Origin of the sequence: Pseudoalteromonas sp. BSi20311 (assembly GCF_000239875.1) — a bacterium.
Taxonomy (GTDB): Bacteria; Pseudomonadota; Gammaproteobacteria; order Enterobacterales; family Alteromonadaceae; genus Pseudoalteromonas.
In genome coordinates this window covers 29,450-44,432 of record NZ_BADU01000190.1, presented here as the reverse complement: position 1 = coordinate 44,432, position 14,983 = coordinate 29,450, and the positions used below count along the sequence as shown (strand labels likewise).

At 39.2% G+C, this 14,983-nt stretch carries 18 protein-coding genes; 5 read left to right on the top strand and 13 right to left on the bottom strand.

Features of this window, described 5'->3' with window-relative positions; all coding sequences use genetic code 11:
* Together P20311_RS18325 and panP are read right to left on the bottom strand one after the other, a co-directional pair.
* Nucleotides 1-249: transposase domain-containing protein (locus P20311_RS18325; protein ID WP_036985325.1), on the bottom strand; the 249-nt coding region annotated here is incomplete at its 3' end.
* 326 nt (nt 250-575) lie between these two features.
* A complete protein-coding gene (panP, locus tag P20311_RS18320) occupies nt 576-2,201 on the bottom strand; it encodes a pyridoxal-dependent aspartate 1-decarboxylase PanP (RefSeq protein ID WP_008115622.1) in 1,626 nt (541 codons plus the stop codon).
* Between the two features lie 253 nt (nt 2,202-2,454).
* Here panP and P20311_RS19560 point away from each other — a divergent pair, with 253 nt between their 5' ends.
* Together P20311_RS19560 and P20311_RS19555 are read left to right on the top strand one after the other, a co-directional pair.
* The gene (locus P20311_RS19560; RefSeq protein WP_008115621.1) at nt 2,455-3,261 is read left to right on the top strand and encodes a hypothetical protein; all 807 of its coding nucleotides are present in this window, start codon (nt 2,455-2,457) and stop codon (nt 3,259-3,261) included.
* Nucleotides 3,218-4,330, top strand: a complete 1,113-nt coding sequence (locus P20311_RS19555) for a GGDEF domain-containing protein (protein WP_008115620.1) — start codon at nt 3,218-3,220, stop codon at nt 4,328-4,330. The genes P20311_RS19560 and P20311_RS19555 overlap by 44 nt, the downstream gene beginning before the upstream one ends.
* Here P20311_RS19555 and P20311_RS18310 read toward each other — a convergent pair.
* The 8 genes from P20311_RS18310 to folB all read right to left on the bottom strand — a co-directional run bounded on the left by P20311_RS18310 (nt 4,327) and on the right by folB (nt 10,463).
* A complete protein-coding gene (locus P20311_RS18310) occupies nt 4,327-4,998 on the bottom strand; it encodes a tRNA (guanosine(46)-N(7))-methyltransferase TrmB (protein WP_008115619.1) in 672 nt (223 codons plus the stop codon). The genes P20311_RS19555 and P20311_RS18310 overlap by 4 nt on opposite strands.
* Nucleotides 4,998-5,765: an ABC transporter permease gene (locus P20311_RS18305; RefSeq protein ID WP_008115618.1), complete on the bottom strand. Its 768-nt coding sequence runs from the start codon at nt 5,763-5,765 to the stop codon at nt 4,998-5,000. Before P20311_RS18305 ends, P20311_RS18310 begins: the two co-directional genes overlap by 1 nt.
* The gene (locus tag P20311_RS18300; protein ID WP_008115617.1) at nt 5,766-6,695 is read right to left on the bottom strand and encodes an ABC transporter ATP-binding protein; all 930 of its coding nucleotides are present in this window, start codon (nt 6,693-6,695) and stop codon (nt 5,766-5,768) included.
* Nucleotides 6,692-7,315 carry a flavin prenyltransferase UbiX gene (locus P20311_RS18295; RefSeq protein ID WP_008115616.1) on the bottom strand — a complete coding sequence of 208 codons (624 nt, stop codon included), beginning with the start codon at nt 7,313-7,315 and terminating at the stop codon, nt 6,692-6,694. The genes P20311_RS18300 and P20311_RS18295 overlap by 4 nt, the downstream gene beginning before the upstream one ends.
* Before the next feature lies 1 nt (nt 7,316).
* The gene (gene mpl, locus P20311_RS18290; RefSeq protein WP_008115615.1) at nt 7,317-8,672 is read right to left on the bottom strand and encodes a UDP-N-acetylmuramate:L-alanyl-gamma-D-glutamyl-meso-diaminopimelate ligase; all 1,356 of its coding nucleotides are present in this window, start codon (nt 8,670-8,672) and stop codon (nt 7,317-7,319) included.
* Nucleotides 8,673-8,817: 145 nt separating this feature from the next.
* Entirely contained in the window at nt 8,818-9,618 is an 801-nt protein-coding gene (locus P20311_RS18285) for an undecaprenyl-diphosphate phosphatase (protein WP_008115614.1), read from the bottom strand.
* Nucleotides 9,615-10,103, bottom strand: a complete 489-nt coding sequence (folK, locus tag P20311_RS18280; protein WP_008115613.1) for a 2-amino-4-hydroxy-6-hydroxymethyldihydropteridine diphosphokinase — start codon at nt 10,101-10,103, stop codon at nt 9,615-9,617. The genes P20311_RS18285 and folK overlap by 4 nt, the downstream gene beginning before the upstream one ends.
* Nucleotides 10,104-10,463 (bottom strand): dihydroneopterin aldolase, encoded by a 360-nt coding sequence (folB, locus tag P20311_RS18275; RefSeq protein ID WP_008115612.1) that lies wholly within the window; start codon nt 10,461-10,463, stop codon nt 10,104-10,106. It abuts the gene before it with no gap.
* A 207-nt stretch (nt 10,464-10,670) separates the two neighbouring features.
* On the opposite strand from folB, the gene plsY reads away from it, so the two are divergent.
* The gene (plsY, locus tag P20311_RS18270) at nt 10,671-11,276 is read left to right on the top strand and encodes a glycerol-3-phosphate 1-O-acyltransferase PlsY (RefSeq protein ID WP_008115611.1); all 606 of its coding nucleotides are present in this window, start codon (nt 10,671-10,673) and stop codon (nt 11,274-11,276) included.
* A 21-nt stretch (nt 11,277-11,297) separates the two neighbouring features.
* On the opposite strand, the gene tsaD is transcribed toward plsY, so the two are convergent.
* From tsaD to P20311_RS18255, 3 genes are read right to left on the bottom strand one after another with little or no spacing between them, the layout of a single operon-like run.
* A complete protein-coding gene (gene tsaD / locus P20311_RS18265) occupies nt 11,298-12,311 on the bottom strand; it encodes a tRNA (adenosine(37)-N6)-threonylcarbamoyltransferase complex transferase subunit TsaD (RefSeq protein WP_008115610.1) in 1,014 nt (337 codons plus the stop codon).
* A gap of 44 nt (nt 12,312-12,355) precedes the next feature.
* Nucleotides 12,356-12,946: a YjaG family protein gene (locus P20311_RS18260; RefSeq protein WP_008115608.1), complete on the bottom strand. Its 591-nt coding sequence runs from the start codon at nt 12,944-12,946 to the stop codon at nt 12,356-12,358.
* Entirely contained in the window at nt 12,930-13,292 is a 363-nt protein-coding gene (locus P20311_RS18255) for a DUF2007 domain-containing protein (protein ID WP_008115605.1), read from the bottom strand. The genes P20311_RS18260 and P20311_RS18255 overlap by 17 nt, the downstream gene beginning before the upstream one ends.
* Nucleotides 13,293-13,367: 75 nt before the next feature.
* On the opposite strand from P20311_RS18255, the gene P20311_RS18250 reads away from it, so the two are divergent.
* Nucleotides 13,368-13,817: a DUF2721 domain-containing protein gene (locus P20311_RS18250; protein WP_008115604.1), complete on the top strand. Its 450-nt coding sequence runs from the start codon at nt 13,368-13,370 to the stop codon at nt 13,815-13,817.
* A 244-nt stretch (nt 13,818-14,061) separates the two neighbouring features.
* A complete protein-coding gene (locus P20311_RS18245; protein ID WP_008115602.1) occupies nt 14,062-14,940 on the top strand; it encodes a LysR family transcriptional regulator in 879 nt (292 codons plus the stop codon).
* Nucleotides 14,941-14,983: the final 43 nt, after the last annotated feature.

Sequence of the window (14,983 nt, the reverse complement as noted above, 5' to 3'; positions counted from 1 at the left end):
ATTATCGGGCAACATAATGTCCATTTGTGTTGCAATATCCCAAACCGATTTCTGACGATATAAAGACATGCCGATAATTGACCACAGAACCGTTTCAAGCGGCAACCTTCTTTTACGAATGGTAGCCACACCAGCTTGTTCAAAGCCTTGCTGAATAAGTTGAGGGGAAAGTAGCTCAGCATATTTTTCAAATGTATGAAAACTACCACAAGAGTTAAAAGCGACCGCTAATTCATTTTCAAAGCGCATAAAAAAATCCGATACCAGAGACAGATATCGGATTTTGAAAGCGTTAAAAAGATCAGTCAACCGATCAAAAATATTCTTAACTGATCGGCATTACGCTATTAAGCGTCTTTTTTATAGCATTTATATTTAACCTGAACTCTGAATAATAAATCTATCTCAAGCAGCTATTTTTAGCGCTAACTGCGTTGAATTTACTTGCAATAGGCTAGCTATTGACGCGTAAGTTCGCCTTGTTTTCACTGAAAATCTCTGGCTAGAGAAAATAAACATAAATATCATCTTTGATTCAATATGTTAGTAAATCTCTAAACCAGAGTTCAGGTTAGTTACATATATTTTCGTAAATACTTTTTAAATACAGGGTCGGTTTGAGCTAGTTCTTTCTGCTCTTCTAATATCTCTTTTAATATTGCACCTGATGTAAGCGGATTCGCAAGCACCACTCTAAATACCACGGTTGGTTGGTTATCATATTGAACTGGCGTTAAACGTGTACGCGATACAAACGAGCGACCTGATTCACGTTGACGTTTTTGCATGCTTGCAGTAAAACGATTAAGCGCGGCAAAGATATCTAAACGGGTTTGTGCGTCGGCCTGTGCTATCGCATTTTTAATTTGCTTAGGGACATAACGATAAGTTAGCAAACATAGCTCAGGTTCTGATATTAATTCAAAGTCTTCATCTGCTTTTATCAAACCAGCAAAGTAACGTGCTTTTTTAATACTGCGATCGATAAGCATTTCATAGCCTTTACGACCAATAACACGTAAGCAAGCATGCACTAACATCGCCATACCAGGGCGGCTCCCCTCAAGGGTATGGCTGCCTAAATCTTTAGAGCCTTTACGTAAAATATATTCAGCATGATGCTCTATGGCATCAGTTGCAGCAGGGTCTTTAAACAGCACCAAACCTGCTCCCATCGGTACATACATTTGTTTATGCGCATCAATGGTGATTGAATCTGCATGCTCAATACCTTTTAATAAATGCCTATGGGTATTAGACAGTAAAGTAGCTCCGCCCCACGCCGCATCAACATGAAAGTGGCAATTAATCTCTTGTGCTAAATTAGCCATGTCTTCAAGTGGATCGATATTACCAGTTTCAGTCGTTCCGGCTACACCAATAATTGCCATCACTTTAATGCCTTGCGCTTCAAGCTCTAGCGCTTTTTCTCGCATAGCAGCTACATCAACTTTATTATCAGCCGATGTTTTAATACCAATTAAATTCTCACGGCCAATACCTAATAAATCAACCGATTTGCCTAATGAGTAATGACCTCGCTCAGAGATTAAAACCGCCAGTCCTTTGTAACCATAGTGGAGCATTCCCGCCACTAAACCTTGTGCAGCAATGCCTTTAAAGTTGCCATCTGCTTTCAATAAGCGGTTGCGGGCAATCCAAAGTGCTGTAATGTTAGCTACTGTGCCACCAGAGCAAAATGCTCCTAAAGAGGTTTTTGCACTGTGCATCCATTTAGAATAAAAACCATCACTTTGGCTATAAGCTAAATGATGCATCATTCCTAAAACTTGACGCTCTAATGGGGTAAACGCTTTTGAGGTTTCTATTTTTACAAGGTTTTGATTTAGCCCAACCATTAATTTCGATAACGGCAGTAAAAAATGTGGCAGAGCAGATGTCATGTGACCAATAAAGCTTGGCGCTGCGGTATGTACAGAATGAGCAACCAGCTGTTCCATAATATCTTGGGCATAGCAAGACACAAACGTTGGCTCTTCAGGGATAGCCGCCGATTGAAAATCTTTTTCTATTTCATGTAATGGTTTTTCAATTGCCGCGATATTTTCGTTTAAGAAACCTGCTAAATTACTCGAAATTTCAAGCTCTATTTTGCTCAAAGTTGAGTCAGGGGCCTCTGGAACGGTAAATATCCGTTTGAGGCTTTCTTTAGAGGCGACGGCACAACGCTTTTGATCCATCTTCATACCTAGTGTGTGACTAAAACACCTGTTAGTTTGTAAAACACGCTAATTTAAGGTGTTTTTAAGCAACGGCATTTCTAAAAAAATTGCGCTAACTTTACTGCAATATGACAAAAATGTCTCGTTTTAAGCCATAAAAGACAATACAAAATAGATAACATTTCACTATTTTTTATATTTAGTACAAAGGGTAATTAAAATATTGGGCATTTATAATTTTTAAGTATAATAAATCTAACAAAAAATAAGGATGTTGCATGCTAAAAGGAAATCTAAAATTAACTCGGTTGGCGCTCGGTACCGTCTTTTTTTAGTCAGCTTAATAATTTACAGTTACTACACCTACACTGCCATCAATAATGATGTTATACGCAGCATTGATAATCGTTTATTAAATGCAGCCACCAGCGTAAAGTACATTTTAGGTAATGATTATCACGATAAAGTAGCGCAAGAAATTAGCTTTTCAAGCTATCAAAATAAAGCCGACCAGCTTTCGGCATTGGCCAATGATTTAAATATAGATTATTTATATTCAATGGTACTGATTGATGAAAATGTTTATTTTACTGCCTCTAGCTACACTCAAGATGATCAAAATAACGGTAAAGTTACTCAGTTTTTAGATCTTTATCCCGAAGCCACGCCAATAACTATGGCTGCATTTTTATCAACGGCCCCTATTTTTGAAACCTCAACAGCGCATCGCGGCCATTCTAAAACAGTATATATTCCTCATCTGGCAAAAAATGGCAGAACCTATATTACAGCTGCAGATATTAGCGTTGATAAAATTAGCAATGCGTTAAAAACAGACTTATATCAATCTATGTTTCATTTTTGCTGCGTAATTATTATTTTATTAATAGTTTATACTCTTTATTACTATGGAGTACGTCGTTCATTAATGAGCGACCATGCAAGCGGATTCGAAAATCATATTGCCTTAGAAAAACGGCTAAAAAAAAGCAATGAACATCATTTACAAATTGCGATTATTTTAGTGAACGAAATTGATAATATCAGCCGTTTTTTTTGGCACAAAAACAGCCGATGAAGTGATGAAAAAGCTGCTCACTCACTTTAAGCAGCAAGCCCGTTTGCACGCACGTATTTATCGTATTGCAACTAATAAACTCGCTATTTTAACTGATAAAGAAACTCCCTTTGATGAGCTATATAGCATTATTCAATCCCATAATAAAAATACACCTTTTATTACAGACCCATTTATTTATATTACGCTCAACGCTGGAGTGGCAAGAGGGAATAAGTCATTACTGCTTAAGAATGCTCATATTGCGTTACTGCAATCTAAGCAGGGCGATCAGAGCATAGTTAACTACTGTGAGGCAATTAATGACGCTAAATCTCTATATTTATATAATGTTGAAATAGCAAAAGAAATTCGTGAAGCATTTGATGCTCATCGTGTTGTTCCTTACTTTCAGCCGGTTATAAATACTCATACCGATGAAGTTATTAGGTATGATTGCTCACCGAGAATAGTCACTTCACAAGGGGAGATTTTAACCCCTGATACCTTTGCAAATGCACTAAATAGACTGCGTATGAATGGCATGTTAACCCATGCACTGTTTACTCAATGTGTTTCACGTTTTCGTAAATCAGCAATTTGTTGGGAGTTAACGCTGTGCGCTGAAAACATTGCAGATCCCACTATTTATGATCATATTGCGTATGAGCTTCATCGCTACCCTAATCCTGAAAACATTACTATTTCGATTTTAGAGTCGCAGGTTATTTCACATTACTATGAAATAAAGTCATTTATCGCAATGGTAAAAAGTAAGGGGGCAAAGGTGGTGATGCACTGCTGGGGTAATGAGTTTATTAATACTCTTAATACTTTAAAAGTGGAGGTTGATGGTATAAAACTCGATGGTGCAATCACAAAGCAGCTATTAAATGATGCAAATACGTCGCTATTTATATCCTACATCACTGATATAGCCCAGCAGCTTGAACTTGAATTGGTTGTTGAAGCGGTAGAAAGTGATACGGTTGCAGAGTTACTCAGCCAACTAAATGTGACGCTGATGCAAGGTAGTTTCCTTGGCAAACCAACGCCACATGTTACTGACTTTAAAAAAGCAATGAATTAGTTATTAATATTAATGGCTAGTCGGTGGCTTTGCTGACCACTGGCCCAGTACTTACGCTCAAAAGGAGTAATTGCTTCATCTGATTCAAACAACGCGGTTTGACAAGGATACCCAGCTAACTCGAGCGCTCTGGCGAACTCTTTAACATAGATATCCCAGTTACTGCGCACTTCAAGCAAACCACCTAATTTAACAATAAAGGGGAAGATAGCCGCCCCATGCCAGCGCCTTTGTATGTGTTTAGACTTAGGCCAAGGGTTAGGGTAAAGCAAATAGTGATGCGTAGGCTGCCAATTAGCAGCCACCGCTAAACGCCAAAAGTCATTTAAGTCAGCTTGCACTAAAATGTATTGACCACTCTCAGTTTGTTTATACTCAACATCATGCTTATCAAGTCGGTGAGATGACTTATCAATGCCCACAACTAACGCTTCAGGATGACGTTTTGCTAAATTAGCGGTGCTCTCCCCGACCCCACAACAGGAATCTAAAATAAGCGGCCCATTAAAGGCTTGCACTTTAGCATTAACTTCATCAAATGCGGTTTGCGTATGTGTTGCAATTGGCTTTTTAAACTCGGCTTGTAAGTGTTTATTAACTATTTCATCAAGCTTTTCATGAAGCCCCGCTTGATTAGATACAATACTACGTGAATTTGCATCGCTCATTAGTGTCTTAGCCCCACACCTTTTTTAATTAGCGTCAGTGCTAAAGTAAATAGGACGCTGATAAACACCAACAACACACCCATTGCGACCGATAAATCTACATCCGACACACCTAAAAACCCATATCTAAATGCGTTAACCATATAAATAATAGGATTAATTTGCGACACCATTTGCCAAAAATCAGGCAGTAAAGTGATTGAATAAAACACCCCGCCTAAATAGGTTAGGGGTGTTAAAATAAAGGTCGGAATAATACTTATGTCATCAAAGCTGTTTGCATAAATAGCGTTGATTAACCCGCCCAAGGCAAACACCGCCGAGGTAAGAATAACAGTGGCCATAATCACAAAAATATTATGTATTTGTATATCTACAAAAAATAAAGAAACACACGTTACAATAAAGCCAACCATAATGCCACGGGTCATGCCTCCGCCCATATAACCCAACACAATGATGTAATTAGGCACAGGTGCAACCAATAACTCTTCAATACTTTTTTGAAACTTAGTTGAGTAAAAGCTTGAAGCTACATTCGAGTAAGAGTTTGTTATAACTGACATCATAATAAGGCCAGGAACAATAAACTCCATGTAACTAAAGCCGCCCATATCGCCAATACGCGAGCCTATTAAGTTCCCAAAAATAACAAAATATAAGCTCATAGTAATCGCTGGCGGCACTAAGGTTTGCACCCAAATACGCAAAAAGCGAATACACTCTTTAATCCAAATACTTTTTAAGGCTACGCCATATTTAAACATTTATTCGCCCCGCCCTTGCTCTAATAAACCTACAAATAATTCTTCTAATCGATTTGCTTTATTGCGCATGCTTAGCACAGTATTACCTTGTTCGGTTAACGCACTAAATACAGCATTAAGCCCTTGTGATTTAGCCACTTCAACTTCAATGGTGTGCTCATCAGTCATGGTGAAATTATACCCTTCAAGTGTCACCGGATTGGTAGGCTGCTTTAAATCCAGTACAAAGATTTCTTTGTCTAATTTAGCCAACAAAGCTTTTATAGTAGTGTTTTCAACTATGCGACCGGTATCAATAATAGCGATGTTTTTACACAGTAGTTCGGCTTCTTCAAGGTAGTGAGTGGTTAAAATAATGGTCACACCTTGTTCGTTGATTTGTCTTAAAAACTCCCACATTGAGCGGCGCAGCTCTATATCAACGCCCGCAGTTGGTTCGTCTAAAATAAGTAACTTTGGCTCATGCATTAAGGCACGTGCAATCATCAAACGACGCTTCATACCACCAGAAAGAGTACGTGCTTGCTTATCTTTTTTCTCGATTAATCCAAGTTGCGCTAAGTATTTATCTGCACGTTTATGTGCTTCGCCGCGCGGTACACCGTAGTAACCTGCTTGATTAACGAGTATTTGGCTTAGGGTTTCAAACTGACTAAAGTTAAACTCTTGTGGTACTAGGCCTAAATTCGCTTTAGCCGCTTCAAGGTCGGTATCAATATCGTGACCAAATACTTCAACTTTGCCTTTGGTCTTATTAACCAGTGAAGAAATTACCCCAATAGTGGTTGATTTACCCGCCCCATTTGGACCTAACAGTGCAAAAAAGTCACCTTCATGCACTTGTAAATCAACCCCTTTTACTGCCTCTACCCCATTTTTGTAAACCTTGGTAAGGCCTTCAATATTTAAAGCAATGTTTTGCTTATTCATTTCTTACCCTCACCATAACCCCAGCGCTTTGTGAGGTTATGTTCAATATTTAAATGATCTAAAATTCGCGCCACCATAAAATCAACCAAGTCTTCTATACTTTGTGGTTGATGATAAAACCCAGGAGCAGCGGGCATGATAGTGACCCCTAAACGCGACAATTTGAGCATATTTTCCAAGTGAATTTCGCTAAATGGCGTCTCGCGTGGCACTAGAATAAGCTGGCCTCGCTCTTTTATCACCACATCGGCAGCGCGCTCTAATAAATTATCTGATGCGCCGACTGCAATCGCAGACACTGACCCGGCACTACATGGACATACTATCATTTTTTTCGGTGCTGCTGAGCCCGAAGCCACCGGACTGAACCAGTTATCTTTGCCAAATACCTTTAATTGTTCAGGCTTGGCGTTAAATAATACACTTAACTGCTCGGTAGCTTTATCTTCATTCCCTGATAACTTTATATTAGACTCGGTATCAAAAACTACACGCGCAGCACTTGAAATAAGTACATACACTTGAAATTGTTGCTCAAGCAACACTTCCAACAGCCTCAACCCATATGGTGCGCCTGATGCGCCGCTAAATGCTAAGGTGATTGTATCTTTAAATTGCACATTATTCTCCGCTGTATTTATCGGCCAAACCATCAACAAGTTGCTGATGCAGACCATTAAAACCACCATTACTCATAATTAAAACATGTTGATTTGGCTCAATATTCTCAAGCACTGTATCAATAATGGCGGTTGTAGAATCAAAGCACTGCATACCCGCTTTGTCAGCTTGCTCTTTAAGTGACCAGTTTAAGTTTTCTGGTTCGAATAACAGCACGTCGTCTGCATCGCGAAGTGAATCGAGAAGTGTAAATTGATGCACTCCCATTTTCATGGTGTTAGAGCGCGGCTCTAAAATCGCTATGATTTTTTCATCGCCCACTTTAGCACGCAGCCCCGCAAGCGTTGTTTGTATTGCCGTTGGGTGATGGGCAAAATCGTCATACACTTTAATATGATTAATATCTGCTTTAAGCTCCATCCGCCTTTTTGGGCTGATAAACTCACTCAAAGCTTCGATACTGTGCTCTATTGCAATTCCCACATGGCGTGCTGCTGCAATAGCCATCATGGCATTTTTAACGTTATGCTCACCAATTGCCTGCCAGTTAACTTCGCCTTGCAGCTGCTTGTTTAATAACACATTAAATTGAGAACCATCGGCTTTGAGTAATTCATAATTCCAGTCATCGCCTAGAGTTTCGCTCTCGCTCCACAACCCTTTTGCTATAACATCGCTCAGTGCTTCATCATTTTTAGGCCACAACACTTTGCCGCTTTGCGGTAATGTACGTATCAAATGGTGAAATTGTTTTTTAATCGCGTTTAAATCTTCAAAAATATCAGCATGATCAAATTCAAGATTATTTAAAATAAGCGTTCGCGGTAAATAATGAACAAACTTACTGCGTTTATCAAAAAAGGCCGTATCGTACTCATCGGCTTCTATCACAAAAAATGGCGTTTCCCCAACTCGCGCAGAAAGACCAAAGTTTTGTACAATTCCGCCAATTAAAAAGCCCGGTTTTAAACCCGCATATTCAAGTATCCACGCCAACATACTGGCGGTGGTTGTTTTACCATGAGTTCCCGCCACAGCCAGCACCCATGAATCTTGTAATAAGTTATGTTTTAGCCACTCAGGCCCTGAAGTATAAGGCAGGCCTTTATCTAGTACATATTCAACACACGGATTACCACGGCTCATTGCATTACCAATAATAACGATGTCTGGTACTGGCTCTAGTTGAGATACATCATAGCCCTGCGTTAGTTCAATACCCAGTTCTTGTAACTGGGTACTCATTGGTGGGTAAACGTTTTGATCTGACCCAGTAACGTGATGACCCAATGATTTAGCTATAGCGGCAATACCACCCATAAATGTGCCACAAATACCCAAAATATGTATATGCATTTACTATCCTTTCATCCTGCACGGGGTTTGCTCTAAGGCAAAGTTTAATGACGCTATAATGCCAAAATTTAGCTTAAGTTACCATTAACCCTTGGCGCAAATAAAAAGGCCTCCCGAATTGGGAGGCCTTTAAAAAATTAATGGCTTATAACATTAAAAAGAATATTAAACCTATACCTAATAATAAACGATAAATAACAAATGGCAGCATTCCCATTCGCTCAATCACTTTTAAAAACATAAAAATACAAGCATAAGCTGATAAAAACGACAGCACTACACCTAACAATAATGCCGTCCAATCTACGATATGATCGCCAAGGGCAAGTTCTGCAGTGTAATAAAGACCCATCATCGAAATGATTGGAATAGCTAATAAAAACGAAAAGCGCGCTGCACTTTGTTTGTTCATACCCAGCATCAAACCCGCAGTCATAGTAATACCTGAACGTGAAGTGCCAGGGATCATCGCAACGGCCTGTGCAAAGCCAATAATAAGGGCCGTTTTCCAGTTTAGCTGATAAATTGTTTTTATCTGCTTACCTTTGGCATCGGCGTACCAAAGTAATAAGCCAAATACGATCGTTGTGGTTGCAATCACCCATGCGCTGCGTAAATACAGTTCAACAAAGTCTTTTAGCAATAAGCCTAAAATAGCCGCAGGCACAGTACCTAAAATGATCCACCAACCTAGTTTGCTATCATCTGTTGTGCCTTGCGCACCAAACGATTTAAACCAAGCACCGAGTATATCGGCTACTTCTTTACGAAAATAAATAACAACCGCAACTAAAGTGCCTACATGCACGGCAACATCAAATGCTAAACCTTGATCTTCCCAACCTAAAATTTGTGACGGTAAAATTAAGTGTGCAGAACTCGATATAGGTAAAAACTCAGTAAATCCCTGAATTAGGGCTAAAACAATTATTTCTATAATACTCATGGGTTAGAAAACTCCACCTTCCATAGTTTTTGTTGAGGGTTGTTATATGCATTCCATATTTGGGCAATCGTTTGTTTTGCTACCGGATGATAAAAGTTAGGCGCCACCTCGGCTAAAGGCTGCAAAACAAAGGCATTTTTAGTAATTTCATCACGCGGTAGTTGTGCTGGGCTCTCGCAAATTACATCATCATAAAAAAGTAAATCGAGATCCAGAGTACGTGGGCTAAATTTTTTATCATTTGCTTGGCGACCATTATCGCGTTCTATTTGTTTTAATAACGCGCACACATCAACCAGCGCCATGTTAGTGGTGGCGGCAAGTACTGAGTTATAAAAGTTATTACCGGCAAAACCTACAGCTTCACTTTCAAATACTGATGAATGCTGTGTGTTTTCAAAGTGCTCATTTAACGCCACTAGAGCACGACGAATATGCTCTGCCTTATTAATGTTTGAACCAAGGCTAATATATATCTGCGCCATTTAAGCCGAAGCCTTGTTGCGGGTTATCTCTACACCCACAGTTTGCGCTTGTGAAACTGCGGCGGGCTTGCTAACTCTTATCGTTACTTGAGGTGTATTAAATTCGGTTAAAATAATTTGCGCTAATTGCTCCACCAGCGTTTCTAAAAGCTCGACTGGTTTAGTCGTGCTGTGCTCGATGACTCGCTCACTCACTTTGGCGTAATCTAATGCTAAGCTAATATCATCGTTTTGTGCTGCAGGTTTGATGTCACTTAACATTTCAATATCAAAGTACAGGCTTTGTTTACTTTTCTTTTCAAAATCATACACACCGATAATCGTTTCGACATGCAATTGTGATATAAATACCTTGTCCATTGATACTCCAAATGACTGTAACAAGTCACTGAGTTAATTACATATTGTATCAATCAAATTAATACTGTATATACTTTAATCAGTGTTTAAATATACTAAAATTACTTCTACAATAGAATGGTTACGAAATTGCGAGTAATTTAAGAGGCCCGTAAATTTTGACGCCAATAATAGCTTAAAAGTAATGATTAAAAAATAAGGAAGCGCGTGTTAGTCATTTTAATGTTTGTTTTAGCCTATTTGCTCGGCTCGATTTCATCGGCCATTTTAGTGTCGCGGCTATTCAAACTTCCCGATCCACGCACAAATGGCTCCAATAACCCAGGAGCAACCAATGTCTACCGCTTAGGCGGGGCACTCCCCGCATGCTTAGTGTTAATATTTGATATTTTAAAGGGTACTATTCCTGTTTGGGGCGCTTACTTTTTAAAACTTGAGCCGCTAGAGCTCGGTTTAGTCGCGGTTGCAGCATGCTTAGGCCATATGTACCCGTTATTTTTTAGTTTTAAGGGGGGTAAAGCGGTCGCAACGGCATTTGGTTCATTACTACCGATAGGGCTTTCTTTAGGAGGGTTATTAATTGGTACTTGGCTGATTATTGTCGCGATTACCCGCTACTCATCGCTTGCAGCGTTAGTCGCTGTGACGCTAGCACCTTTATATACATGGTGGATAAAACCGTTATATACCTTACCGGTGACCTTTATTACGCTACTGATCATTATTAGGCATCGTACTAATATTGTACGTTTATTTAAGGGTGAAGAACCAAAAGTAGGGACTAAACAAGCCCCCACAGATGATAATAAGTAATAACTAATAAGTTCTGGTTAACTATATTGCTTCTAAGCTATCGATTGGCCAGCGCGGTTTAGTTTTCATGTCAAGCGTAGCAAATTGCCCTGCTTTTAAACGCTGCATACCAGCATAAGCAATCATTGCGCCATTGTCGGTACAAAACTCAGTGCGAGGGTAATACACTTCGCCCTTCATACCTTGCATCACACGCTCTAATTGCAAACGTAGTTGTGTATTAGCACTCACACCACCGGCTATTACTAAACGTTTAATACCCGTTTGCTTTAGTGCTCTTTTACACTTAATCACTAAAGTATCTATAACAGCTGTTTGAAATGCATGGGCAATATCTGCTTTAGTTTGCTCGTCGCTATCATTTTCACGAATAGCAATCGAAGCGGCGGTTTTTAGGCCACTAAAGCTAAAATCAAGACCAGGCTTATCTGTCATCGGGCGTGGAAAAACAAATCGTTTGGCAACGCCTTGCTCAGCCATTTTAGCTAAACGAGGGCCGCCAGGGTAATCAAGTCCTAGTAATTTAGCTGTTTTATCAAATGCTTCACCTGCAGCGTCATCTACCGACTCACCCAATACTTCATATTGGCCAATACCCGCGACCTTTACCATCATGGTATGACCGCCAGATACGAGTAAAGCAATAAATGGAAATTCGGGAACGTTTTCCTCAAGCATTGGCGCTAATAAATGCCCTTCCATATGGTGCACTGCTACAGCTGGAATGTCCCAACCATACGCTAAAGAGCGACCAATTGAGGTGCCCACCAACAATGCCCCCACTAAACCAGGTCCTGCCGTGTAGGCAATGCCGTCTAAATCTTCCGGTCCACAGCCAGCTTGTGCAAATGCCGCATCGATAAGCGGCAATGTTTTACGTACATGATCGCGAGATGCAAGTTCAGGTACCACACCACCGTAATCAGCATGTACTTTTACTTGGCTATATAATTGATGAGCCAGTAGCCCTTTTTCATCATCATAAATAGCAATACCAGTTTCATCGCATGATGATTCAATGCCTAAAATTCGCATTGTTAATTCTCCTGCCACCTAACAAGGTGTTTAAAACAAATAACTTAAAGTGCTAAACCAATGTTAGTTTGGCCATCAGCAAGGACATGCTTTTTCAATGCTTTTACATTTTCAGCAGTAATACGCCCCATAGCTTCTACAAAATCAATTAGTTCACCTAATACCTCTATTTCGTATTGCATTAGTGGGTGTTCACGCACTGCTTTATTATCAGCAACATCCCCTTCAACCGTCATTTGATACTCAATAAAGCGAGCCACAGTTGCCTGCGATATTTTACTCACATTAACAAATTCTTGCTCGTCTTGTGCTAAAAGGCCATGCATTAAGCTCAATAATGAGGTGGCAGCGTCAATGGCAGGATAAGTGCCAAACATATCAAAATCAGCAAGTTCAGGTACATTAGGTTCAATTTTTTCGACTTGCTTTTCTAAATCAATCTTACTTTTAGGAAGCAGTATCTTTTCCCAACATACATTTAAAGCATTACGTAAAATAACCTCATCACCAAAACCGGTAGCCTCACTAAATAGTCCATAATTAGGCAACATACGCTCTATTAACGCACTGGCTAATACCGCCTTTTGTAGGTAATTTAACTCTCTAATACGCTGAAAATTATTCGCTTTTGTCATTCTTTAAAGTCCCACATGACCAACAAAAATCAAATGTTGATCCATTATGCTCGTTACAGTTAGGGCATACCCAATCTGGAGCTGATTGTTTTACTTGCTGATAGTTTACCAATATTTCGCGTGCATGGCGCTCTTTTATCGCATAAACCTGCACACTTACTTGTGTTTGCTCAAATGGGATCTCGCCCATAGCACCTTGCAGCATTTCGCCTTTAATTTGACACTCAATTCCCGCGTTAAGAATCAATCCTTTTATTATATTGGCCTCTAAACTATTTTCTGCGTTATAAAGCGTTACCCAATCAAATAATGTTACATTTGAATCACTATTATTAGTATTTTGCAATATCCACCTCATTTACTTTATGTGTACAATGCGCCTGCGTAACCTAAAGCAAATAATATGATTTAAGGACACATTATGACGCTAACGACCCCAGGTTTACTTTTCCCAGCCATCTCATTGTTGTTACTTGCCTATACAAACCGATTTTTAGTACTTGCGCAACTAATACGAGAACTGAATGCGCGTGAAGGGGAGTCAATTCGTCCTGTTGTGGTGGCGCAAATAACCAACCTAAGAAAGCGAATAAAACTAATAAGAACCATGCAAGTATACGGGGTGGCTGCTTTTTTATTATGTACGTTATCTATGTTCGCCTTATTCATAGAATTTAATACTACAGGTATTATTTTATTTGGTGTCAGTTTAAGCTGCTTAAGCTTATCTTTGCTTACTTCATTATTTGAAATTCACATTTCTTGCGACGCCATAGAAATTGAATTGCAAAATATTGAAAATAAACCATTAAGTAATAGAGTTAGTAAAAATTTTATTGGACCTAATCCAAAAAGCAAAAACAGCAATTAACAAACCGAAACTTTAATAAAGCTGTTTATAAAATTGCACAAATTAGGCTAATAATAAAACCCAACAGTTACTTAACATTACCCAAAGGTATAACAACATTTTGCAACTATTCTCTTTAAATACGATGAAAAGAAAGTTAATCTAAGTCGGTGGTTAAAAACCATGTTTCAACTGATCTGTAGGGATATAAAGTCAGTATTAAATCTGTAATTCCCCTAGCTTACCTATAAAAAAGGACTATATAGTGAGATTTGAACAATTAGAACAATTTGTAGCGCTTGGCCTACTTCGTCATTTTAGGCAAGCTGCAGAACAAACCCAAATTAGCACATCTGCGTTAACTCGTAGTATTCAAACCCTTGAAACAGAACTTGGTTACGAACTTGTTACCCGCTCTACTCGATCAGTCAAATTAACTCAAGCTGGGGAGCTTTTCCTCGACTTTGCTAGAAATACCCTCAATGAGTTGGAGCAAATAAAACACCGCGCTTTTCAATCGATTAATGGCACTGAAGAGAAAAAGCTGGTCATTGGTTACACCACAACAACCAGCAGCATAGTGCCAATTACCTGCGGTGAGTTTTTAAGCCAATACCCTCATATTAAAATTGAAATGCAGCTGCAAAACAAAACTGAGCTTCACAGAAAGTTACTTCAAGGGGAAATTGACATTAGTGTATGCTCGCAAATAGTCAACAGTATAGGTAGCGACATACAATTACCTGATCAGCTTATTTTGTTTTGCTCAAAACAACACCCATTAGCAAATAAAAGCGATATCAGTAAAAAAGAGCTTGAAAGCTTTCCCATGTTTAGTTGTTTTTCGCAATCAAAACAAGTGCAATCAATGCTGAATGAAGTGATTGATTCATTAAATAAAGTTTCAACAATTAAAGTGGGCAGTATTGAGCAGGTCATGGCTGGACTTGAAAAATCAGACCACTTTGCGATTGCCGGTATTGAACACACTAGCTCTGTGGCAGAGAACCACAATCTAATTCAGCTTAAGACCAATAACGATATTAGCCATGAGCAACTTATTGTGCAAACCAGCCAGCAGATAGAAGCGGGTGAGCATGTTGACCATCTACTCTCGCTAATCAAGAAAGTTTCAAGAGCATAACAATGCACCATGCGCTTTGATGATCACTATAAATTTGTAGCTT

Coding starts and splice junctions, on each gene's coding strand:
- panP (WP_008115622.1), bottom strand. CDS start 2,201: ATGGATCAAAAGCGTTGTGCCGTCGCCTCTAAAGAAAGCCTCAAACGG.
- P20311_RS19560 (WP_008115621.1), top strand. CDS start 2,455: ATGTTGCATGCTAAAAGGAAATCTAAAATTAACTCGGTTGGCGCTCGG.
- P20311_RS18310 (WP_008115619.1), bottom strand. CDS start 4,998: ATGAGCGATGCAAATTCACGTAGTATTGTATCTAATCAAGCGGGGCTT.
- P20311_RS18305 (WP_008115618.1), bottom strand. CDS start 5,765: ATGTTTAAATATGGCGTAGCCTTAAAAAGTATTTGGATTAAAGAGTGT.
- P20311_RS18300 (WP_008115617.1), bottom strand. CDS start 6,695: ATGAATAAGCAAAACATTGCTTTAAATATTGAAGGCCTTACCAAGGTT.
- mpl (WP_008115615.1), bottom strand. CDS start 8,672: ATGCATATACATATTTTGGGTATTTGTGGCACATTTATGGGTGGTATT.
- P20311_RS18285 (WP_008115614.1), bottom strand. CDS start 9,618: ATGAGTATTATAGAAATAATTGTTTTAGCCCTAATTCAGGGATTTACT.
- folK (WP_008115613.1), bottom strand. CDS start 10,103: ATGGCGCAGATATATATTAGCCTTGGTTCAAACATTAATAAGGCAGAG.
- folB (WP_008115612.1), bottom strand. CDS start 10,463: ATGGACAAGGTATTTATATCACAATTGCATGTCGAAACGATTATCGGT.
- tsaD (WP_008115610.1), bottom strand. CDS start 12,311: ATGCGAATTTTAGGCATTGAATCATCATGCGATGAAACTGGTATTGCT.
- P20311_RS18260 (WP_008115608.1), bottom strand. CDS start 12,946: ATGACAAAAGCGAATAATTTTCAGCGTATTAGAGAGTTAAATTACCTA.
- P20311_RS18250 (WP_008115604.1), top strand. CDS start 13,368: ATGACGCTAACGACCCCAGGTTTACTTTTCCCAGCCATCTCATTGTTG.